Annotated in this window: 16 protein-coding genes; 6 read left to right on the top strand and 10 right to left on the bottom strand. The window is 60.7% G+C overall.

Translation table 11 applies throughout. From position 1 onward, the window contains the following. Positions 1 to 53: 53 nt before the first annotated feature. A complete protein-coding gene (locus EDC38_RS06655; RefSeq protein ID WP_123637826.1) occupies positions 54 to 1,244 on the top strand; it encodes an efflux RND transporter periplasmic adaptor subunit in 1,191 nt (396 codons plus the stop codon). 10 nt (positions 1,245 to 1,254) lie between these two features. Here EDC38_RS06655 and glgP read toward each other — a convergent pair whose 3' ends face one another. From glgP to ppsA, 4 genes are read right to left on the bottom strand one after another with little or no spacing between them, the layout of a single operon-like run. Next, complete coding sequence (gene glgP / locus EDC38_RS06650) at positions 1,255 to 3,768, bottom strand: alpha-glucan family phosphorylase (protein WP_123637825.1); 2,514 nt, start codon at positions 3,766 to 3,768, stop codon at positions 1,255 to 1,257. A gap of 1 nt (position 3,769) precedes the next feature. Continuing rightward, the gene (locus EDC38_RS06645; RefSeq protein WP_123638877.1) at positions 3,770 to 6,496 is read right to left on the bottom strand and encodes a cation-translocating P-type ATPase; all 2,727 of its coding nucleotides are present in this window, start codon (positions 6,494 to 6,496) and stop codon (positions 3,770 to 3,772) included. 9 nt (positions 6,497 to 6,505) lie between these two features. After that, positions 6,506 to 7,501: a 2-hydroxyacid dehydrogenase gene (locus tag EDC38_RS06640; protein ID WP_123637824.1), complete on the bottom strand. Its 996-nt coding sequence runs from the start codon at positions 7,499 to 7,501 to the stop codon at positions 6,506 to 6,508. After that, complete coding sequence (gene ppsA, locus EDC38_RS06635; RefSeq protein WP_123637823.1) at positions 7,498 to 9,885, bottom strand: phosphoenolpyruvate synthase; 2,388 nt, start codon at positions 9,883 to 9,885, stop codon at positions 7,498 to 7,500. Before ppsA ends, EDC38_RS06640 begins: the two co-directional genes overlap by 4 nt. Positions 9,886 to 10,109: 224 nt before the next feature. On the opposite strand from ppsA, the gene EDC38_RS06630 reads away from it, so the two are divergent. Then, the gene (locus EDC38_RS06630) at positions 10,110 to 11,276 is read left to right on the top strand and encodes an endo-1,4-beta-xylanase (protein WP_123637822.1); all 1,167 of its coding nucleotides are present in this window, start codon (positions 10,110 to 10,112) and stop codon (positions 11,274 to 11,276) included. 67 nt (positions 11,277 to 11,343) lie between these two features. On the opposite strand, the gene wrbA is transcribed toward EDC38_RS06630, so the two are convergent. Beyond that, a complete protein-coding gene (wrbA, locus tag EDC38_RS06625) occupies positions 11,344 to 11,946 on the bottom strand; it encodes an NAD(P)H:quinone oxidoreductase (RefSeq protein ID WP_024460728.1) in 603 nt (200 codons plus the stop codon). A gap of 183 nt (positions 11,947 to 12,129) precedes the next feature. On the opposite strand from wrbA, the gene EDC38_RS06620 reads away from it, so the two are divergent. Then, positions 12,130 to 13,125 carry a GGDEF domain-containing protein gene (locus EDC38_RS06620; protein WP_123637821.1) on the top strand — a complete coding sequence of 332 codons (996 nt, stop codon included), beginning with the start codon at positions 12,130 to 12,132 and terminating at the stop codon, positions 13,123 to 13,125. Between the two features lie 29 nt (positions 13,126 to 13,154). On the opposite strand, the gene EDC38_RS06615 is transcribed toward EDC38_RS06620, so the two are convergent. Further along, the gene (locus EDC38_RS06615; protein ID WP_024460726.1) at positions 13,155 to 13,523 is read right to left on the bottom strand and encodes an ElaB/YgaM/YqjD family protein; all 369 of its coding nucleotides are present in this window, start codon (positions 13,521 to 13,523) and stop codon (positions 13,155 to 13,157) included. A gap of 112 nt (positions 13,524 to 13,635) precedes the next feature. Next, positions 13,636 to 15,903, bottom strand: a complete 2,268-nt coding sequence (locus EDC38_RS06610; protein ID WP_123637820.1) for a heavy metal translocating P-type ATPase — start codon at positions 15,901 to 15,903, stop codon at positions 13,636 to 13,638. Between the two features lie 121 nt (positions 15,904 to 16,024). Between EDC38_RS06610 and EDC38_RS06605 the strand changes: the two genes are divergently transcribed. After that, positions 16,025 to 16,783, top strand: a complete 759-nt coding sequence (locus EDC38_RS06605; RefSeq protein ID WP_170162867.1) for a substrate-binding periplasmic protein — start codon at positions 16,025 to 16,027, stop codon at positions 16,781 to 16,783. 5 nt (positions 16,784 to 16,788) lie between these two features. Here EDC38_RS06605 and EDC38_RS06600 read toward each other — a convergent pair whose 3' ends face one another. From EDC38_RS06600 to EDC38_RS06590, 3 genes are all read right to left on the bottom strand, one after another. After that, positions 16,789 to 17,196, bottom strand: a complete 408-nt coding sequence (locus EDC38_RS06600) for an NIPSNAP family protein (RefSeq protein WP_024460723.1) — start codon at positions 17,194 to 17,196, stop codon at positions 16,789 to 16,791. Between the two features lie 75 nt (positions 17,197 to 17,271). Further along, on the bottom strand, positions 17,272 to 18,963 hold the full coding sequence (locus tag EDC38_RS06595; RefSeq protein WP_123637818.1) for a GMC oxidoreductase: 1,692 nt from the start codon (positions 18,961 to 18,963) through the stop codon (positions 17,272 to 17,274). A 2-nt stretch (positions 18,964 to 18,965) separates the two neighbouring features. After that, positions 18,966 to 19,553 carry a gluconate 2-dehydrogenase subunit 3 family protein gene (locus tag EDC38_RS06590; RefSeq protein ID WP_170162866.1) on the bottom strand — a complete coding sequence of 196 codons (588 nt, stop codon included), beginning with the start codon at positions 19,551 to 19,553 and terminating at the stop codon, positions 18,966 to 18,968. Positions 19,554 to 19,880: 327 nt separating this feature from the next. On the opposite strand from EDC38_RS06590, the gene EDC38_RS06585 reads away from it, so the two are divergent. Both EDC38_RS06585 and EDC38_RS06580 read left to right on the top strand, forming a co-directional pair. Next, complete coding sequence (locus EDC38_RS06585; RefSeq protein ID WP_123637816.1) at positions 19,881 to 21,236, top strand: MBL fold metallo-hydrolase; 1,356 nt, start codon at positions 19,881 to 19,883, stop codon at positions 21,234 to 21,236. 71 nt (positions 21,237 to 21,307) lie between these two features. Next, a complete protein-coding gene (locus EDC38_RS06580; protein ID WP_123637815.1) occupies positions 21,308 to 22,606 on the top strand; it encodes a ferredoxin reductase family protein in 1,299 nt (432 codons plus the stop codon). Positions 22,607 to 22,626 lie beyond the last annotated feature (20 nt).

Raw genomic sequence — 22,626 nt, 5'->3', positions numbered from 1 at the left:
TTCTGGCGCCGGAGCGAACCTCCCGGCTCAAGACAGTCCAAGGACTTATGGCTATGAAACGCCCGAACCGTCGTACCCTGATTTTTGCCGCCATCACCTTGCTGGTGATTGTGGTGATGATCATCAGCTTTCGCGATCCGCCCGCGCTGGTGGACTCGGCGCAGGTGATTCGTGGTCCCTTCCGGATTACTGTCGAGGAGGAGGGGCGCACCCGCCTGCCGGATCGCTTCGAGGTCTCGGCGCCGGTGGCGGGTTACCTCAATCGAGTACTGCTTGAGCCCGGCGATGAAGTGGCTCAGGGCGATACCCTGTTTACTCTGAATCCGGCACCGGCTGACGCGCTGGATGCCCGCACCGGCGCCCAGGCCCGGGCGGCTCTGGCGCGGGCCGAGTCGGCTTTGGCCGCCGCGGAATCCGCCGTTGAAGTCCAGCGCGCCCAGGCCGAATTGGCGGACCGGGAGCTGGTACGGGTACAGCGGCTGGTGGATCAGGGCCATCTGTCCCGGGAAGCATTGGACCGGGCGCTGGCGGAAGCACGCAGTGCCAGTGCGCGTCTGCGCACGGCACAGTTTCAGGTGGATGTGGCGCGGCACGAGCGGGAAAACGCCGAAGCGGCGTTGACCATTGCCGGTGGCGAAGTCCGTTCGGAGCCGCTCAAGGTCACCGCACCGACGGAGGGTGTCGTGCTCACCCGCGAGCGACAGAGTGCCGGGCGGGTTCAACCGGGTGAACCGATACTGACCCTGGGTGATTTGAGCAGCCTGCAAGTGGAAGTGGATCTGCTCTCACCGGACGCCGTGCGTCTGAGCCCGGGAATGCGTGTGGAATTGGAACGCTGGGGCGGCGACGAGGTGTTGCCGGGACGGGTGCGCCGGATCGAACCGGCGGGCTTTACGCACATTTCCGCGCTGGGAGTGGAAGAGCAGCGCGTCTGGGTCATTGTCGATTTTGATGCGCAGCGCGAACGCTGGAAAGACCTGGGTGACGGTTACCGGGTGGAGGCGCGTTTTATTCTCTGGGAAGGTGACGATGTCTTGCAGGTGCCGGCCAGCGCCCTGTTCCGGGAAGAGAAACGCTGGGCGGTGTATGTGATTGAGGACGGCGAGGCCGTGCGCCGAACCGTGACGCCGGGACGGCGCAGTGGATTGTTGACCGAAATCCAGGACGGACTCGAGCCGGGCGAGCGGGTGATCCTCCATCCCGGCCAGGATATCGAACCGGGCCGACGGGTAGAGGCTCGCTGAGGGTTCAACGCTACCGCGATTGCCAGATGATTTTCTGGTGCTCCGCCGGAATCATCGCCGCCGGATGTCTGGGAACCACTCGGGCGGTGAAGTCGCCATCCGGGCGCGCGCTGTCCAGCTGCCCTTCATACCGGTAACTGTGAGTGGCGCTCTGCAAGGTACTCGCCGGTGTCAGTGCCAGGGTGATGGCGCTCTCCGCGTCGGTGGGGTCGGCGATCAACTCTACGGTCAGATGCTCTGGGTTCAATCCGCCGAGTTGTACATTCAGCCCGACCCGACGATGCCCATCCCGCTCATCGAACTGCAGCTCACCCAAGTGGATTTCGTGCCAATGTTGGGACAGGCCTGAATGCCATTGAAACAGTTCGGCCGCAAGGGCGCCTTTTTCCTTTGTGCGGTTCGCCAGTAATTGGGCGGCCGGGAGATAGTAGCCTTCAATGTATTCCTGAAGCATCCGGTTGCAACTGAAAGACGCGGTCAGTTGGGCCATGCTGTGCCGTACTCGTTCCAACCAGTCGGTGGGTATATCGGCGTCGTCTCGATGATAAAAACAGGGCGCGATATCCTGCTCCAGGAGTTCATACAGCGCCGTGGCATCGTCATCGTCCTGCTCCTCGCCGTGGACGTCACCGTCTCCCAGGGCCCAACCCACTTCCGCGTGCCAGGCCTCGGCCCACCAGCCGTCGAGGCTGGACAGGTTCAGGCCACCGTTGACCAGCACTTTCATGCCGCTGGTGCCGCAGGCCTCCCAGGGGCGGCGCGGTGTGTTCAGCCAGACATCGACGCCCTGCACCAGATGTTGTGCCAGCTCGATATCGTAGTCCTCCAGAAAAACCACCCGGTCTTTGACGTCGGCGCGGCGGGCAAACCGGTACCAGGCCTGTAACGCATTCTTTCCCCACTGGTCCGCGGGATGGGCCTTGCCGGCCACAATGAGTTGCACCGGGTGCTGAGGGTGGTTGAGCAGGGCGGCGAGTCGATCCGGGTTGTGCAGCAACAGGTTGGGTCGTTTGTACTCGGCAAACCGTCGGGCAAAGCCCAGGGTAAGGACATTCGGGTCCAGCGGTTGTTCGCTGAATACCGCACACTGACCGGGGTCGCTTTCGCGGCGCCACTGATGGCCCAGACGTCGGCGTACGTAGTCCACCAGTTGCGCTCGGCCCTGACCCTTCATCTGCCAGAGGCGGTGGTTGTCCAGTTGCTCAATGGTGTCGGTGGGCATGCGCTCCAGGTCCTGACGCCAGCGGTCCGGACCGAACAGTTGACGCCACTCGTTATCGGCCCGGGATGAATCCCAGGTGGGCACATGGACGCCATTGGTGACATGCCCGATGGGCACTTCGCGCTCCGGCCAGCGCGGGAAAAGCGGTTGAAAAATGGTTCGGCTGACGGCGCCATGCAAGGCGCTGACGCCGTTGGCAAAAGCGCAGGTGCGCATGGCCAGCCAGGCCATATTGAACCACTCTGTCGAGTCCTCTGGATTGGCTTTGCCCAGTGCCAATAACCGTTCCGCGGGGACGCCGAGTTGTTGGGAGAATTCGTCAATATAGCGACGCAAGACTTCGATGGGATAGCGATCGAAACCGGCTGCCACTGGCGTGTGAGTGGTGAAAATATTTCCCGCACGGGTGGCCCAAAGTGCTTCATCAAAGGAGACTTTGTGTCGCTCGCAATAGGTGCGCATGCGCTCCAGTGTGGCGAATGCCGCATGTCCTTCGTTCAGATGACAGACGTAGTCTCCACAACCGAGGGTGTCCAACAATCGCCAGCCGCAAATGCCCAGAGCAATTTCCTGCACCAGACGCAGCTCGCGGTTGCCGCCGTAGAGTTGACTGGTGATGCCCCGGTCGCCCGCCTGGTTGCGCGGATCATTACTGTCGAGCAGATACAGGGTGATGCGCCCGACCGTGACCTGCCAGACCCGAAAACGCACCCGCCGACAAAGAAATTCGGTATCAATATGCAGCCAGCTGCCGTCTTTCGCCTGAGCCCGGCGCAGGGGCAGGCTGCCCGGGTCGTTGTACAGATAGGTTTCCCGTTGCCATCCGGTGTCATCCAGGCTCTGGTGGAAATAGCCCTGCTGATACAGCAGCCCCACGGCGACCACCGGTACACCCAGATCGCTGGCGGTTTTCAGGTAGTCTCCGGCGAGCATGCCCAGCCCCCCGGCGTACAGCGGCAGGGCATCGCAGAGGCCGTACTCCATACTGAGATAGGCAATGCCTTTGAGCGCCGAGTTGGCGTAGTGCTGTTGATACCAGCTGGTGTCGGTGAGGTAGGCATCCCTCGCCTGGGTCAGAGTGTTCAGTGCGGCGAGGAAGTTTTTGTCCCGGGCGATTTTCTGAAGTTGTTCGTCGCTGGTCAGTTGCAATACCTCCACCGGGTTTTGGGTGTGTTCCCACACCTCCGGGTTCAGTTGTTGCCAGAGCTGGTCGCCATCGTGATTCCAGCTCCAATACAGATCCAGGGACAGCTCTCGCAAAATGGCGAGGGCTTCCGGTAACGGGCGAGAGGATAGGGCCATGTCAGTGTCCGCGCAGGTGTCGGGTCAGAAACTTTTCCAACTCGACGATCAATAGAATCGGACTGGTCGACAGCACCAGTACCAGCCAATGACTCACACTCAAAGCGCCGACATCAAAAATACGTTGACTGATCGGCCAATAGGTAAACACCCCCTGAAACAACAGCACCAGTGCAATGGCTACCAGTGTCGGGCGTAACCCCTGCCAATAGCGACGGTGCCACAGGGAATCGTTCAGGGTACGCGCACTCAGTAAATAGAATATTTCAAACAGTACCAGCGCATTGACCGCAACGGAGCGTGCCAGAGCCTCGTCTCCCGAGGCCGACATCTGCCACTCAAACAGGGTGAATACCGTGAGCGCGCCAAGACCACCGACCAGCAGGATCCGGTAGAGCAGCGTGCCGGTAATCAGGCCCTGGTTACGGGGGCGGGGCGGGCGCTGCATGATGTTGGCTTCGCTCTGCTCGAAAGCCATGGCCAGTGCGAGAGTGACCGCAGTGACCATATTGACCCATAGAATCTGCACCGGTGTAATCGGCAACAGCCAACCGAACAGAATGGCGAGCACGATGACGACGGCCTGGGCCAGATTGGTGGGCAGGATGAACGCAATGGCCTTCACAATATTGTCGTACACAGTGCGCCCTTCTGCTACGGCATGCGTAATGGTGGCAAAGTTGTCATCGGTCAGTACGAAGTCGGCGGCCTCCTTGGCGGCGTCGGTGCCTTTCTGGCCCATGGCGATGCCAATGTCAGAGGAGCGCAGGGCGGGGGCGTCGTTGACGCCGTCGCCGGTCATGGCCACGGTATGCCCCCGGGCTTGCAGTGATTCCACCAGTTGCAGTTTGTTGGCCGGACTGGTGCGGGCGAACAGATCGACCTGATCGACCACAGCGATGCGCTCGGCGTCATTCATCCGGTCGAGCTCCGCACCGCTGACCACCCTCTCGCTGTTCAGGCCCAGCTCGCGGCCGATGGCGGCGGCGGTTACCGGATTGTCGCCGGTAATCATCAGAACCCGAATACCGGCCGCGTGACACTGGGCGATTGCCTCGACAGCTTCGGGGCGGGGCGGATCGCTGATGCCGACCAGCGCCACCATGACCAGACCGCTTTCCATATGGTGGTGATGCAGCTCGGTCTGTTCGCTGTCCATCGGTTTGCGAGCCAGAGCCATGACCCGCATCCCTTTCGAGGCGAGCTGCTCCATCTGGCGGTGCCAGTAATCCCGGTCCAGTGGTTCCGGGCCATTCGGACCGAGCTGCTCGCGGCACAGCTCCAACAGCCGATCGGGCGCGCCCTTGATCGCCATTTCCCGGTCGCCGTCGGGGTGGTCATGCAACACGGCCATATAGCGTTTTTCGGTTTCGAACGGGAGACTGTCAATGCGCGGCCATTTGCGTCGACACTGATTGGCCTCCAACCCGTGTTTCATTGCCAATACCAGCAGAGCACCCTCGGTGGGGTCGCCGTGCAACTGCCACTCGCCCTGCTCCTCGGTCAGGTTGGCATCGTTGCACAACAGGGCGATGCGGGAGGCGGTGGTAACGGAGTCACTGCCGGCACTGTCGCCCGAGGAGTGAGGCTCCGCCTTGATATCGCCTTCCGGCGTGTAGCCCTCGCCGCTTACCGTGTACCGGTGGGTGCTGGTGACCAGCGCACGCGCGGTCATGGCATTGGCGGTGAGAGTGCCGGTTTTATCCGAACAGATCACGTCCACCGAACCGAGCACTTCCACCGCGGGCAGGCGCCGCATCAGTGAGCGTTTGCGGGCCATGCGCTCCACCCCGAGCGCGAGGGTGATGGTGACCACGGCGGGCAGGCCTTCGGGAATGGCCGCAACGGCAATACCGATCGCGCCCTGAAACAGCGTGGCCAGGCTCTGGTTATGCAGCAGCGCACCCAGAACAACGGTGGCGACGGTGATCAACAGAATGGCCAGGGTCATTTGTCCGGCGAAGCGTTGCAGTTGGCGCTGCAGCGGCGTCGAACTCAAGGTCACGCCCTGAACCATCCGGTTGATGGTGCCAATCTCGGTGTGTGAGCCGGTCTGAGTAACCACACCGCGTCCGCTGCCGTAGGTGATCAGGGTGCCCATATAGGCCATATTGAGCCGTTCCGCCAGGGGCGCTTCGGCGCTTACCGGTGCGGTGACTTTATCAACGGCCTGGGATTCACCAGTGAGTAACGCTTCGTCACAGCGGATGCTTTTACTTTCCAGCAGACGGATATCGGCGGGGACTTTGTCGCCGGCTTGCAGCAGTACCACATCACCCGGCACCAGTGCTTCGCTGTCGAGGGTGAGGGTCGCCCCGTCGCGCAGCACCAGGCACTGGCTTCGGCTCATGGACAGAATGGCGCGCAGGGCCTGCTCGGCTTTGCCCTCCTGCACAAAACCGATGGTGGCATTGATCAATACCACCCCGGTAATGACGCCGGCATCCACCCAATGACCGAGAAACAGACTGATCAACCCGCTGACAAGCAGAACGTAAATGAAGAGATTGTGAAATTGCCGGAGCCAGCGCTTCCAGCCCGGTGTCGGCGGTTGGGTGGGCAGGGCGTTCGGCCCCCATTGGGCCAGTCGTTTTTCCGCATTAGCAGCGCTCAGTCCGTTGGCGGTGCTGTCCAGGTGTCTCAGTGTCTGTTTGGCGGTGAGAGCGTGAACTGGCTCTTCCAACTGTGAGTCAGTCGGGGAGGGAGGTGCCAGGTCGTGGGTATCCATGGCAGACATCTACGGTGACTCGATCAAGTGCATCAGGGTCCGGTCTTGCTGTTCGAATCCGGTGAGGTTCTTCAGGGTGGTGTCTGCAATGGCGGCCAGTGCCTCGCGGGTGAAGAACGCCTGGTGTCCGGTGATCACGACGTTGGGGAATGTCAGCAGTCGGGCAAACACATCATCCTGCAACAGTTGGCTGGAGTGATCTTCAAAAAACAGATCGCTTTCCTCTTCATACACGTCCAGCCCCAGGTAACCCACCTGCCGGGACTTCAGCCCGGCAATGACCGCTTTGGTATCGAGCAGGCCGCCGCGACCGGTATTGATCAGCATCACCCCCGGTTTCATTTTTAGCAGGGCATCGGCGTTGATCAGATGATGGTTGTCCGGGGTCAGGGGGCAGTGCAGGGAGATGATGTCGGACTGCGACCAGAGGGCGTCGAGTGCAACGTAATCCACGCCGGCGGTTTGCAGCGCTTCGTCGGGAAACGGGTCGTAGGCGATCACCCGACAGCCCAGCCCGAGCATGATCCGCGCAAAGGTAGCACCGATTTTACCGGTGCCGATCACGCCGACCGTTTTGCCAAACAGGTCGAAGCCGAGCAGGCCGTCAAGTGAGTAGTCGTTTTCATGAACGCGGTAGTGCGCCCGATGCAGTTGCCGGTTCAGCATCAGAATCAGGGCGAGTGTGTGTTCGGCAATGGCATGGGGAGAATACTCCGGCACCCGGGTCAGGGTGATTCCCTGGGCGCGGGCGGCGTTCAGATCAACCTGATTGTAGCCCGCGCAGCGCATGGCAATGAGTTTTACGCCCTGCTTTGCCAGAATCTCCAACACGTCCGCGCCCAACTGGTCGTTGACGAAACAGCAGACGGCGGTGCAGTCCTGGGCGAGAATCGCGCTGGTGGTGTTGAGCGCGGTTTCGTGAAATACCAGCTCGTGGCGCCCCTGATTGGCACTGGTCAGAAACGCCTTGTCGTAAGGTTTGCTGCTGAATACGGCAACTTTCATTGTCTCTCCGCTTGGGCAATATGTTGACTGGCCCGGATGATGGAATCCGGATTGAGGGAAATGGAATCTATGCCGCACTCCACCAGAAACGCGGCAAAATCGGGATGGTCGGACGGTGCCTGACCGCAGATGCCCACCTTGCGATGGTGTTCGTGAGCCACCCGAATGACCTGGGCGATCAGTCGTTTGACGGCCTCGTCCCGGGCATCGAACAGCGGGCGCAGGGCTTGTGAATCCCGATCGATGCCGAGCACCAACTGGGTCAGATCGTTGCTGCCGATAGAGAAGCCGTCGAACCGCTGGGCAAACTGCTCGGCCAGAATGACGTTCGAGGGAATCTCACACATCACGTAAACCTGAAGGCCGTTCTCGCCGCGTTTGAGCCCGGCGTCGGCCATCACCGCCAGCACCTGATCCGCCTCGGCCGGTGTGCGGCAGAAGGGAATCATGGCGATGATATTGTCAAAGCCCATGACCTCCCGGGCGCGTTTCAATGCCTGGCACTCAAGCTGAAAGGCTTCCCGGTAGCGTTCGTGATAGTAGCGCGAGGCGCCGCGCAACCCGAGCATGGGGTTGTCCTCTTCCAGTTCGAAGTCTTCACCACCAATCAGCCCACGGTACTCGTTCGACTTGAGATCTGAGAAACGCACGATGGCCGGGTGGGGGTAACAGGAAGCGGCAATTTTGCCAATGCCGGTGGCCAGTTGATCGACAAAATACTCACTCGGGGTGGCGTAGCGCTGAGTCAAGGCGGCGATGGTGTCCAGGGTCTCAATCGGGGTGACCCGCTCCGGGTGCAAAAGGGCCATGGGGTGAACACCAATCTGGCTGGAAATGATGAACTCGATCCGGGCCAGGCCGATTCCCCGGGTCGGCAGCTGCCACCAGTACAGCGCGCCGTCGGGCATGGCGACATTGATCATCAGGTCGGTGCGGGTGGGAACCACTCCGTCCACCCGAATCTGCTTTACCTCAAAGGCCAGCTTACCTTCGTAAACCTTGCCCTGGGCGCCTTGTGAACAGTCCAACGTGACCTCCGCTCCTTCGGTCAGACGCTCCGTGGCGTTCCCGGTACCGACGATGGCGGGCACCTTCAGCTCCCGGCTGACAATGGCGGCATGACTGGTGGCACCGCCGCTGTTGGTAATGACCCCCGCCGCGCGGCGCATGATCGGTACCCAGTCCGGGTCGGTCCGGTCGGTGACCAGAATGGCGCCTTTCGGGAACTGCTCGCTCTGGTCGTGTCGGTCCAGCTTGCACACCGGACCGGCGGCGATGGCGCTGCCGACACTGGCGCCTTCCACCAGCACAGAGCCCTGCTCCTTCAGTTTATAGCTGGAGAAGACCGCGCGGTCTTTTTGTGATTCGATGGTTTCCGGGCGGGCCTGGACAATATAAAGCTGCCCGGTTTCTCCGTCCCGCGCCCATTCGATATCCATGGCGCGCTGGTAGTGCTGTTCGATCTGTATCCCCCAGCGCGCCAGGGTGAGAATGTCCCCATCGTTCAGCACCAGGCGCTGGCGTTCGGATTCGGTGGTGGCAACCGTGCGCGTGGTTTTACCGGGTTCGTCGGCCGAGTCGGCATAGAGCATCTTTTCCGCTTTGCTCCCGCAAGTGCGCTCTATGATGGGTTGAAATTCACGTTCCAGCAGCGGCTTGTACACCATAAACCGGTCCGGGTTGACGCTGCCCTTGACCACCGACTCGCCCAGTCCCCAGGCGCCGTTGATCAGCACCACATCGGGGAAGCCGCTTTCGGTATCCAGGGTAAACAGAACGCCGGCGCAGCCGAGGTCCGAGCGCACCATCTGTTGCACACCCACCGAAAGCGCCACCTGCTCGTGGGCAAAGCCGTGCTGCTCTCGGTAGGCGATGGCGCGGTCGGTGTACAGGGAGGCCAGACAGGCCCGGCTGCTTTCCAGTAACCCATCCAGCCCCCGGACGTTGAGAAAGCTTTCCTGCTGACCGGCGAAACTGGCCTCCGGCAGGTCCTCAGCCGTAGCGGAGCTGCGCACGGCGACCGGGGCGTCGGGCTGTTGCAGTCGGTCGCAAAGCCGCTGGTAGGCGTCCTCAATGGCATTTCGTTGCCCATTGGTGAACTCCCCGCCGAGAATCAGTGCCCGAATGGCTGCCCCGGTATCGGCCAGACTTTGCTGCTCACGTTTCAGCGCCGCCAGTTGTTCGGCGATCCGCCCGGTCAGTTGGTTCGCCTCGATGAAATCCCGGTACACCTGGGCGGTAATGGCAAACCCCGGGGGAATGGGGACGCCGGCGGACTGAAGCGACCGGGTCATCTCGCCCAGGCTGGCGTTCTTGCCGCCAACCCGGCCAATGTCCTCCAGGGTAATCTGCTCAAACCATAGGATAGATTCTGTGTGGGGCATGGCTCACCTCCTGGCCTGGGGTGTTCCGGAAAGGTCTCTGTTAACAGTCTAGTCGCTGTGGGTGGGCTGGGCCTTGCGCCAGATCAGAAATCGGGCCGACAGGCGTTGTGGAGTTTGATATAGTTGTTGTGACTCTTAGTGGCCTGTCTGGCGGCCTGTCAGGATGCCTGGCCCGCCGGCCGCTCCGGCGCCACTCAACATGATAAAACCAGGGTATGACTGTTATGAAACCTGTTTTGATACTTGCTGCGGCGGTACTGTTGTCGGCCTGCCAGCAATCTCCCTACCAGAGCCAGAATGACGTGAAACCCACCGCCGACACGCTCAAGGCGGCCTATGCCGACGCCTTCAAAGTGGGCGTGGCGATCAATTCGGGAATCGCGGCTGGCGATGCCCCCCAGTCCGCGGAGATCGTGTTGAACCACTTCAATACCGTGACCCTGGAAAACGCCATGAAGGCCGAGGAGATCAACCCGGAGCCCGGTGTGTACCGCTTTGGGCCCGCCGATGCGTTTGTTGAATTCGGGCGGGAAAACGACCTGTTTACCGTGGGCCACACCCTGGTCTGGCACAACCAGACACCGGCCTGGTTCTTTCACAATGAAGACGGCGAGCCCAACACCCCCGAGCAGCAGAAAGAGCGGATGCGTCAGCACATCGAGGTGGTTGCCGGGCGTTATGCCGGCAAGGTGCACGCCTGGGATGTAGTCAATGAAGTGATTGCGGACGATGGCTCCTATCGTCCCACCACCTGGGTCAACAGTATTGGCAGTGGCGATGAGCTGGTGAAATTGGCCTTTCAGTACGCCAGTGAGTACGCACCGGATACCGAGCTTTATTACAACGACTTCAATGCCTGGCGTCCGGCCAAGCGCGACGGTATTGTGCGTATGGTAAAAATGTTGCAGGACACCGGTATTCGCATTGACGGCGTCGGCATCCAGGCACACTGGGGCTTGAATTACCCGAAAATGGAGTACATCGAGCAGGCCATTGATGCCTACGCCGAGCTGGGCGTGAAAGTGATGATTACCGAGATGGACATCGATGTGCTGCCGCTCACTCGTGAGGGCCAGATCATCGGTACCGGCATGCTTCATCCACAATATCAGAATGAAGAATTTGTGGAGTACCTGAACCCTTACGCGGACGGCTTGCCGGATGATGTACAGCAGCAACTGACCGAGCGTTGGCGGGAACTGTTCGAGCTGTTTTATCGCAAGCGGGATAAAATCGACCGGGTTACGCTCTGGGGTGTGACCGATGATATGTCCTGGAAAAACGGCTATCCCATCGAGAATCGCATCAACTACCCCTTGCTGTTCAACCGGGATTATTCGCCCAAGCCGGCAGTGGATGCGCTGCTGAGAGTGCCAACCAACGCCGAGTAGCACTCAGTACGACGAGTACAAAAAAGCCCGCGCCAATAGCGCGGGCTTTTTTGTTGGCGCAAGGGTTTTACGCGCTCTGCTTGATGGCAATTTTCGCCACATGCTCACCCTGATAGCGGGCGATGGTCAGCTCGTTTTCGGTCGGTTGGCGGCTGCCATCGGCACCGGCCAGGGTGCTGGCGCCGTAGGGCGTGCCGCCGCTGACTTCGTCCATATTGGTCAGTGCGGGTACGGCATAAGGTACACCCACAATGATCATGCCGTGGTGCAACAGGGTGGTGTGGAACGAGGTGATGGTGGTTTCCTGACCGCCGTGCTGGCTGGCAGTGGAGGTAAATACACTGCCCACTTTTCCGACCAGTTTGCCTTGCGCCCAGAGTCCGCCGGTCTGATCCAGGAAGTTGCGCATCTGACCACACATGTTGCCAAAGCGCGTGGGGGTGCCGAAGATGATGGCATCGTACTGATCGAGCTCTTCCGGACTGGCCACTGGCGCATCCTGGTCGAGCTTGGCGCCGGCATTGCGGGCCACATCCTCAGGCATGGTTTCCGGCACACGTTTCAGGGTGACTTCCACCCCATCCACCTGCCTGGCTCCCTCGGCGATGGCGTGAGCCAGGGTTTCGATGTGGCCATACATGCTGTAGTAAAGAACAAGAACCTTGGACATCAAACAGACTCCTTTTCGGGTAAGTTAAAGTGGTAGATACGACGCTAACAGGCGAGCGGATGGTTTGTCTTGTTGCGGGGCGGACGGCGCTTACCAATCTTTACGTAAGCCATGCGGGGACGCCGATAGGCCACTTTGGCGCCTGATGCTGCATCTTTGGGCGCTTTGCGCTAGTATCCGGATATGACCGACTTTCACGCTGCTCTGGACCAACAGGCGCTGCTGCAGTTCTTTGAGGCGCTCTGGCATCATGCTCGCGATCCCTTCTGGATTGCGAAGGTGCTTGATGACGACTTTGAAATCGTCAACGCCAATGAGGCGGCCCGAGCTCTGGAGCCCAGACAGGTGCCCGGCGCCCGATTCCGGGACTTGCTGGCCGGTTGGGAGGGCGCCGAGGAAATCATTGAAGGCTACCGGCGCTGTGTGGCCCTGGGCAGCACCGTGGTTACAGAGCAGAAGCCGGTGCTCGACGGTCGTCAGCGGTTGTTTGAGACCATTCTGGTTCCGATGCGCGATGATCGCGGGGTGGTGACCCATATCTGGGGCACGTCCAAGGAGCTTACCCGCTTTGTGGAAACCGAGCGTGAGCTCAAAGAACTGAATGAACAGCTGGAAGAGAAAATCGAGCGGCGCACCGCAGAGCTGCGACGGGCAATGCGGGAGTTGCAGGCGCTTTCACTCACCGACCCCCTGACCGGGCTGGCCAATCGCCGTCGCTTTGATGAGGTGGTGGTCAGCGAACTGGCGCGGATCAAGCGCACCGGCGGCGTGCTGTCGTTGTTGATGGTCGATATCGATCACTTCAAGGAGTACAACGATCGTTATGGTCATCTGGCGGGTGACAAATGCCTGGTGGCCGTGGCCGATGCCATCCGAAGTGCCAGTCACCGTACGATGGATCTGGGGGTTCGCTATGGGGGCGATGAGTTTCTGGTGTTGCTTCCCGAAACCGACAGTGCCGGCGCTCGACGTGTTGCGGAGCGTATTTTGGCGTCCATGCAGGCTTCGGGGATCCCGCACGAACACACCGCTACTGACGGGGTGGTGACACTGAGTGTCGGGGTGGTGACTTCGGACCTGATCAGTGTTGATACCCCGGACGATCTTATCGTGGCCGCCGACGACTGCCTGTACCGGGCCAAGGACCGGGGACGCAACCAGTGGGTCGCCAGTTCGTAGGCAGACCACTGGTGTGCCCGGGCACCGCCTTATTTGCGCTTGAAGATCAACAGCCCGACCGCAACCCCGAGCGCCAGGGTTGCACCGGTGACCGTCCAGGGGTGCGTCCGGGCGTAGTCACCAGCCTGATGCAGGTTTTCTTTGGTGTACTGCGCCAGGCGATTGCCTTTTTCGTCAACCACACCTTTGGCTTTGTGGACGCGCTCCTCCAGCGCCTGGCGGGCGCGGGCCAGTTCTTCCCCCTGCAGCGATGCGCTGTTCTTGAGCATGGCTTCCATATCACCCACAAATGACTTGAATTCATCGGTGAGTTCGGCCGAGCGTTCAGACAGGTGTTCCATCGCGCTGGGGTTGGATTTCTTCCGGGCCTGGCCCGGGATCAAGTCTCGAACTTGCATAACCTACTCCTTAGTAAAACGGTGAATACTCGTCAGCTAAAGGACTCTCGCAAGCCTTTTCGCAAACCAGTGTAGGCTTATGAGCGCCCAATTGAAACGCTTGGCGCTCACTTCATCGTACGGCGTCGGGGCCGGATTGGATGACCGCCTGAAAGCGTTTCAGGCGCAGGGCATTACCCAGCACAAACACGCTCGACAATGCCATGGCGCCCGCCGCGAACACCGGCGACAGCAGCAAGCCGAAGGCCGGGTAGAGCAGCCCGGCGGCCACCGGAATCAGCGCCGTGTTGTAGGCGAAGGCCCAGAACAGGTTCTGCTTGATGTTGCGCAGGGCGGCGCGAGAGACGGCAATGGCGTTGGCCGCTCCGACCAGATCCCCTTTGACCAGCACCACATCGGCGCTTTCGATGGCGACGTCGGTCCCCGTGCCCATGGCGATACCGATATCGGCTTGTGCGAGAGCGGGGGCGTCGTTGATGCCGTCGCCCACAAAGGCCACCTTCAGGCCCTCGTCCTGCAACTTTTTCAGCGCCTCGACCTTGCCGTCGGGCAGCACATCGGCCACCACTTCATCAATCTTGAGCTGATCGGCGATGGCCCGGGCGGTGTGCTGGTTGTCGCCGGTCATCATGACCACTTTGAAGCCTTCCCGGTGCAGGAAGTCGATGGCCGCCGGCGTTGTGTCTTTTACGGTGTCGGCCACGGCGAGCAGGGCGGCCGGTTTGCTGTCCACCAACAGATAAAGCGGGGTTTTTCCCTCGTTGGCCAGGGTGTCGGCCTCGGCTTCAAACGGATTGTCGCCCTGGCTGTACTCCTGCAGAAGCCGCAGCGCGCCGATGGCGACCTCCCGCCCCTCGATGGTGGCCTTCACACCATAGCCGGTCAATGAGTCGAACCCCTTGGCCTCCGGAAGCGTCAGACCTTCCTGCTCCGCCGCCTTGAGTATCGCCTCGGCAATGGGGTGCTCGGAGCGTTTTTCCAGTGCCGCTGCCCAGGTGAGCAACTCCGAGCGCTCAAAACCCTTGGCGGGAACCAGGTCGGTCAGCTCCGGTTGGCCCCGGGTCAGGGTGCCGGTTTTGTCAAAGGCAATGGCGTCCATGCCCCGCAGTGCCTGCAGGGCTTCACCGTGGCGAAACAGGATACCCATTTCCGCCGCCCGGCCGGTGGCCACCATGATGGACGTGGGTGTGGCCAGCCCCATGGCGCAGGGGCAGGCGATGATCAGCACCGCCACCGCGTTGACCAGCGCAAAGGTGAGGGCCGGTTCGGGGCCGAATACCAGCCAGACCACCAGAGTCACCAGAGCCGCAGCCATTACTGCGGGCACAAACCAGAGGGTGATTCTATTGACCAGGGTCTGGATCGGCAGTTTGGAACCCTGGGCGCTTTCGACCATATGAATGATCTGGGCCAGCAGGGTATCCTCCCCGGTTTTGGTGACCTTGAAGGAGAAACTGCCGGTTTTATTGAGGGTGCCGCCCACCACCGTGTCCCCAGTGGATTTTTCCACGGGAATGGCTTCGCCGGTGAGCATGGATTCGTCCACATAGGAATGTCCGTCGACCAGCTCACCGTCGAGGGGAATTTTCTCGCCGGGGCGGACCACAATGGTCTCCCCAAGCTGAATCTCTTCGGGCGCTACCTCGACCTCTTGCCCGTCGCGCAGCACCCGTGCGCTTTTGGCCTGCAGGCTCACCAGGCGGCTGATGGCCTGGTTGGTGCGGCCCTTGGCACGGGCTTCCATAAACCGGCCGAGCAGAATCAGGGTGACGATGACCGCCGAGGCCTCGTAATAGACGTTGACCGCATTGTCAGGCAGTACCTCGGGCACAAAGGTGGCCACCACCGAGTAGCCCCAGGCAGCGGTGGTGCCCAGGGCCACCAGTGAATTCATATCCGGCGCCAGCCGTGCCAGAGCTGGCACACCGAGCCGGAAAAAGCGCAGGCCGGGTCCGAACAGCACCAGGGTGGCCAGGGTGAACTGGATCAACCAGTTGGCCTGCTGACCGATACTGTCGTTGATGGCGTGGTGCAATGCCGGAAAGAGGTGGCCGCCCATTTCCATCACAAACACCGGCAGCGTCAACGCCGCCGCAAACCACAGAGAGCGTTTGAGACGCCGGGCCTCCTGGGCCCGCTCTTCCGCCAACTGATCGGTCTGGTCGGAGCGTGCGGGTTCGGCCTGATAGCCGGCCTGGCGTACGGCGTCAATCAGCGTATCGGCCTTGGCGCTGCCCTTCACCTGAGCGGTTTCCGTGGCCAGGTTGACGTTGGCTTCGGTGACGCCTTCCACGGCATTGAGGGCTTTTTCAACCCGGCCGACGCAGGATGCACAGCTCATCCCGCTGATGTGCAGATCAATTTCATTCGAGGATGTCATAAACGCCTCCGTAGTAGGGAATAGGGCCACTCTAAACCTTCCAATCACTGGAAAGTCAAGGGGCGACTATTCGGTGCTATACTTTTTCTGGCTGTTCCTCCAAAAAGGATGGAGATCCTCCATGAGGCGTATTGTGCTGACGGTTTTGCTGGTGTGCATCAGTTGTGCGGCCAGCGGGACCACGTTGGTGGCGGCGGTAGCCGAAAAGGACTACCCGCCGTTCTATTATTTTGACGATCAAGCCGGCCAGTGGCGGGGCATTTCCGTCGATGTGTGTGAACGGGTGGCCCAGCAGTTGGGGTATAAGCTCGAGTACCGGCGCTATCCGTTCAGCCGGCTGTTGCAGCATGTCGGTGACGGACGGGCCGATATTGCCTGCACCCTGTTCAACACCTCCAAGCGCGCCCCGGGCGTCACCTTCACCTCCATTCCCCACGCCTTTGAAACCGTATCGGTGTTTCGCCGCGCCGGGGATGAGCCTCTGGATTCGTCCGATATCAACTGGTTGCGCGAGTTTCAGCTCGGGGGAATTCGCGCTTACTACTATGGCGAGGCGCTTGAAGACGATACCGCGTTCAAAAAGCTGCGGGTCAATGATGAGGAGCAGTTGATCAAAGTGCTGCTCGGTGGCCGGGTGGACTATGCCCTGGGCAACAAGCCGGCCATTGAACTGCACGCCGAGCGGCTGGGGGTGCGGAATCAGATCGAGTTCATGGAGCCGCCGGTATTCCGGGGCCCCATTTACATCGCCATTTCACGTCAACGCGAGGATGCCCATAAACTGGCCGCTGACTTTACCCGGGCCGTGCAGCGCTTTCGGGAAACCGACGAGTACGTATACCTGCTGGAGCGCTACGGTATAGAGTCCTTGCTGTTTTAATGGGTTTAGCGAATCCGCGAGTAGTCGGTGGGCTTCATGAAAGTGGAGTCGATGTGTTTGACCAGTGGTCCATTCTCTCGGGACTTCTGGTAAACCGCCTGCCACTCGGGGTCGTTGGAAAACGCCTTCCAGCTTGCCTCGGCCGCTTCCCGGCTTTCGTGCACCAGGATATAGGTCAGGGTGTTGTCGGCCAGGGCTTCATCGGTGGGTGTCCAGTAGGCAATGTTCCTCATGCCGTGTTTTTCGAACAACCAGCGGGTGTGGTTTTCGAAGCGGGCATGTAAGTCGGGCAGTTTGCCTTCATGGGTGGTGTAGGTCCGCAGCTCGAACACTCGCTCGGAGTCGGCCAGTGTCGGGGCGCTGGCCGTGGTCGCCAGAGTGATCAGGGACAGGGTGCGCAAGAAAGCTTTCATGGTTATTACCTCAAAAAAAATCGGGCAACCCGCAAGGCTGCCCGCAGTGGGTGTGTCGACCAGAACCGGGTGAGCTTACAGCTCGCCGGCCTGAATCTGTTTGTGAGCATAGTCTACGGCCCGGGCGGTCAGCGCCATGTAGGTGATGCTCGGGTTCTGGGTGCCGGAGCTGGTCATGCAGGAACCGTCGGTCACAAACACATTGGGGACATCGTGCATCTGGTTCCATTTATTGAGCACGCTGGTTTCCGGGTCGTGGCCCATGCGCGCGGTGCCCATTTCATGGATGCAGGCGCCGGGCGCGGTGGCGCTGTTGTACCAGGTGATGTCGGTACAGCCCGCCGCTTCCAGCATTTGCACCGCGCTTTTCACGCCGTCCTGGCGCAGTTTCATTTCATTGTCCCGCAGTTGGGCATCAAAGGTGATCAGCGGCATTCCGTACTGATCGGTCTTGCTGTGATCCAGGTACATCCGGTTTTCATGATAGGGCAGCATCTCGCCGAAACAGGTCATGCGGATGGTCCAGGTGCCGGGTTTGAACACCGCCTCTTTCAGGGATGAGCCGACCGCGCCCACCGGAATATTTTCAGCCCGTTGTGCTGAGCCCTGATAACTGAAACCGCGCACATAATCTTCCCGCCGGGTTTCTTCATCCAGGTTGGTAAAGCGCGGGATGTAGAAGCCACCGGGTTTGCGACCGGAGTAGTATTCGTTTTCCAGTGCGGGCAGAACGCCGGCGGCGCCCATGCCGTAGTGGTGATCCATGATGTTGTGGCCCAGCTCGCCGCTGCGGTTGCCCAGACCATTGGGGAAGGCGTCGGAGCGGCTGTTGAGCAGGATGGCGGTGGTGCCCACGGTGCTGGCGTTGCAGAAAATGATCCGTGCGGGAATTTCCAGCTCTTCTTTGCTCTGGGCATCGATCAGACGCACGCCGGTGGCGCGCCCGGAGTCGGCATCGTACACAATTTCCTTGACGATACTGTGCGGGCGAATGCTCAGGTTGCCGGTCGCTTCGGCCACGGGCAGGGTGGCGGACTGGCTGCTGAAGTAAGCGCCGAAGGGGCAGCCGCGCCAGCAGCGATCCCGGGACATACACTGGCCGCGCTTGCCGAGGTGAACGTCCGGGTTGTACTCGGACAGGTTCGCTACCCGGCCCGGAGTCACCACCCGGAACGGATATTTCTGGGCGACGGTTTCGCGCAGATGCTGCTCAGCGCAGTTGAGCGGGAAGGGTTTGAGGAATTTGCCATCGGGTACCTGCTTCAGGCCCTCGGCCTGACCGGCGATACCCACGAAGGGTTCCACATAGTCGTACCAGGGCTCGATGTCCTTGTAGCGAATCGGCCAGTCGATGGCGATGCCTTCTTTTTTGTTGGCTTCAAAGTCAATGTCGCTCCAGCGATAGCAATGACGGCCCCACATGATCGAGCGGCCCCCGACGTGATGCCCGCGAATCCAGTCAAAACGCTGGTCTTCCTGGTAAGGGTATTCGTCGTCTTTGTTGATCCAGTGCTTGTTGGCCTGGGTGACCCACCAGTTGAGACGGTTCTGTTTGGGGTAGTGCTCGGCAATTTCGTCCCGGGGCACCTTGTCGCGGTGGGGCAGGTCCCACACGTCGTCGTGGGCGGTGGGGTATTCGCCGTGTTGCACATCGCGGCCCCGTTCCAGGACCAGCGTTTTGTAGCCTTTTTTGCACAGCTCCATGGCGGCGTAACCGCCGCTGATGCCGGAGCCAATCACAATTGCGTCGAATTCAGTCGTTGCCATGATCAGATTGCCCACTTCTTGTTATCAACGTCGTCCACCGAGATACAGGGTTTGTACTCGCCGGGGATGGGAAGGTAGTTCAGGTATTGCTCGCCAATGGTTTCGCTGGTGAGGTAATAGATCACCACCTGTTGCTTCAGCATCACCATGCCATCGCGGGCGCTGGCCTGAGCGGCATCCGTGCTGGTTTCCAGTTGGCTGAGCAGCGCTTCGCGTTCGCCCTGGCTCTGGCTGGCAAAGTTGGCCTGGGTGAGGGCGGCCTCCAGGTCGGTCCAGAGCCGTTGGAACTGCTCCACGTACCCCTGTTCGAGCACCTTGCCGAGCATGGTGTCCAGTGTCTGCGGTACCCCGACGTCGCTGGCCGAGGGGCTGTCGGTGCGCGGCAGCAGGGTGTCGGCGATTTCGGTGATCAGGCCGAAAGCCTTGGGGCTGAAAAAGTGAAGCAGTTGGCCGTCGGCCGGTGTGGCGCTGGGGGCGGCATCCCCCGGGGGCGCTTCGGAGCAGCCGGTCAGTACCGCCGAGGCCAGCGGTGCGGCCACGGAGGTGCCGGTCAGCCAGGCAGTGTAACGTAAGATTTCTCGTCTGTTCATGCGTGTTTTCATGATCGGAAACCGAGTTTGGGTGAGTGAACTGCGGCAATCGGTTTGGGTTGCTACAGGGCGATTGTTATTGATGTTATGCGCTGGGCACTGGGGCCGGTGGCCCGCGTACAGGAACCTGTCCCTGAGGAGTGGCGCTTAAATCACTAATTGTTGTGTGGACTATAATGTAAGCAAGTTGCCTCGAGGGCGCAAGCTTTGGGGGGCAATTTCCTTTTTGGGGTTCCGGGTTGATTCAGGTCAATACGGGGTGCCCGGCCTGTGTCTATGCTGGCTGTCAGAACCACTGCAGTGCCACGGCAAAGCTCGGGGGTGCGTGTGAAGATTGTCTTTCTCGGCGGTACGGAAACGGTGACCGGCTCCAAGTTCCTGTTGGAGACCGGCCGAACCCGGGTGTTGATCGACTGTGGCCTGTTTCAGGGCTACAAGTGGTTGCGTCGGCGCAACTGGCAAAGCCTGCCGGTGGATCTGAACACCCTGGACGCGGTGCTCCTGACTCACGCGCACCTGGATCACTCTGGTTACATTCCACGGCTGTATCAGCGGGGGTATCGCGGGCCGGTGTACACCCACGCGGCCACCCGGGCGCTGTGCGGCATTCTGCTGCCCGATAGCGGGCACATTCAGGAAGAGGACGCCCGGTTTTTCTCCCGCCACAAGCTGAGCAAACACGAGCGCCCCGAGCCCCTGTACGATCAGCGCACCGCTGAAGACAGCCTGAAGCTTTTTGAGCCCGTGCATTTCAATCAGTCACTGCAGCTCGGGGACCTGTCCATCACTTTCCAGCCTGCCGGGCATATTCTCGGGGCGGCCAGTATCATTGTAGAGGCGGAAGGCAAGCGGATCGGGTTTTCCGGTGATGTGGGTCGGCCCCACGATATTCTGATGTACCCCCCGAAACCCCTGCCGGCGCTGGACCTGCTATTGCTTGAATCCACCTATGGTGATCGTCCGCACCCGGACAGCGACCCCTGGAATCAGCTGGCGGAGATCGTCAACGCGACGGTCAATCGCGGCGGGGTGCTGATGATTCCCAGTTTTGCCGTGGGCAGGGCCCAGTTGCTGCAGCATATGCTGGCCAGACTGATGGATGAACGACGCATCCCCACGCTGCCGGTGTTCCTCGACAGCCCCATGGCCATCGACGTGTCCGCCATTTACCACCAGTACGCTGACCAGCACCGGCTGAGCGATGCCGATTGTGCCCGTATGGCTGAGGTGGTGACCTATACTCACAGTGTCGATGAGTCCAAGGCGCTGGCCGACCTGACTTACCCACATATCATCATCGCCGGTAGCGGCATGATGAGCGGCGGGCGTATTCTGCATCATATGAAGCGGCTGCTGCCCAACCACCGCAACACCCTGCTGTTGAGTGGCCATCAGGCGGGGGGGACCCGGGGAGCACATCTCATTGCCGGCGGAGAAACGGTCAAAATTCACGGCGCCTATATCCCGCGAAAAGCACAGTTGGCGGTTCTGACCGGACTGTCTGGTCACGCAGATTATCGTGAGCTAGTGCAGTGGCTTAAAGATTCCGGGCTCAAGTCGAAAACGCCCATCCAGTTGATTCACGGTGAGCCGGAAGCGGCTGACTGCCTGCGTCTGTACTTGCAGGATCACGGGGATTACGAGGTTGATGTGGCCGAGTACCGGTCGATCCTCACTGTCTGATGAACGTCGCTGGAACAAACCGGGTTACCGACGCGTAAACGTGCCGGTTTTTACGCTCAAGGGGGGATTACGTGCGTCATCCGAAGGGTTTCAGTCACGTGGCTGTCTGGGTGCTGGCGCTGCTGCCGGGCGTGCTGGCGCTGCCGTTTCTCTGGCCAAGTCTGGATCAGCCTCGGGAAGTTCTGAATGCCCTGGGGCGTATTACCGGCATTTGGGGCCTCTCCCTGTTACTGATGGCCGCCGCCCTGTGTTGCCGTGTGCCAGGCTTTGACCGCCCCTTCGGTGGCCTGACCAAACTGTGGCAGTTGCATCATCGCCTTGGCGCCATCGCATTTCTGTTATTGCTGGCCCATCCGCTGCTGTTGTCGTTTGCCGCGGCAGGTATTTCCCTGGACGCGGCGGTCAGTACGCTGTTTTCTTCGCAGCCGGCCTCGGTCTGGGGTTGGGTGGCGCTGCTGGCGTTGATGGCGTTCATGGCGCCGAGCTTCGGCTTTTTTGGCGAACCCGAATACCAACGCTGGAAGTGGCTGCATCGCTTGAGTGGGGTCACTGTCATTCTGGCGTTGTTGCACACGGGGTTGTTGAGCAGGACCTTGCCCGGATGGTTGGCCTGGGTGTTGTGGTCGACGTTGGCCCTGCTCGCGATTTCCGCACTGAGCTACCGGTGGCTTTACGCACGCTGGCGAGGCCGGAGTTCCTATCGGGTGACCAGAGTCACTCACCCTGCGCGGGATGTGGTGGAGCTGACGCTGGCCCCAGAGCGGCAGCGGTTGAGTTATCGATCCGGGCAGTTCATCTATTTGACGCCGGATCGGGTTGGTCATATCGGGCACCGGGAAGAGCATCCCTACACCCTTTCCTCTGCTCCGGATGAGCAGGATCTGCGGGTGGCGATCAAGGATTTGGGGGATGCCAGTCACGCGATGTTGACCGTTCCCGAGGGAACCCGTCTTTGGGTGGAGGGACCCTACGGCGATTTTTTTGCGTCGAATCCCGCACGGCCCGAGCTGTGGGTCGCGGGGGGAATTGGCATCACTCCCTTTCTCGGGCGGGTACGTGAGGCGGTGCGAGCGGGGCGGCCGCTGCAGGTTCATCTGATCGATTGTGTACAGGACGAGACGCGGTTCCTGTTTGCCGACGAGCTGAAGGGCGCGTTCGAGGGCTGGCCCGACAGCCAACTGACGGTGCACTATTTTTATCGGGAGGGGCCGCTGAATCAGGCCTTCATCAAGCGGGTCTGTCCGGATGTGGCCGACCGGGCGGTGTATGTCTGTGGCCCGTTGCCGCTGCTGGAACGGGCCCGGGAGGCGCTGAGCGCCTGCGGTGTGCCCGCCGGGCGCCTGGTAACCGAAGAATTTGTTTTGCTTTGAACATCTGATCGGGAGGTAAC

It is taken from the genome of Marinimicrobium koreense (genome assembly GCF_003762925.1).
Taxonomy (GTDB): Bacteria; Pseudomonadota; Gammaproteobacteria; order Pseudomonadales; family Cellvibrionaceae; genus Marinimicrobium; species Marinimicrobium koreense.
Note: the sequence above shows the minus strand (reverse complement) of the source record. Positions and strands in the feature narration are given on the sequence as shown.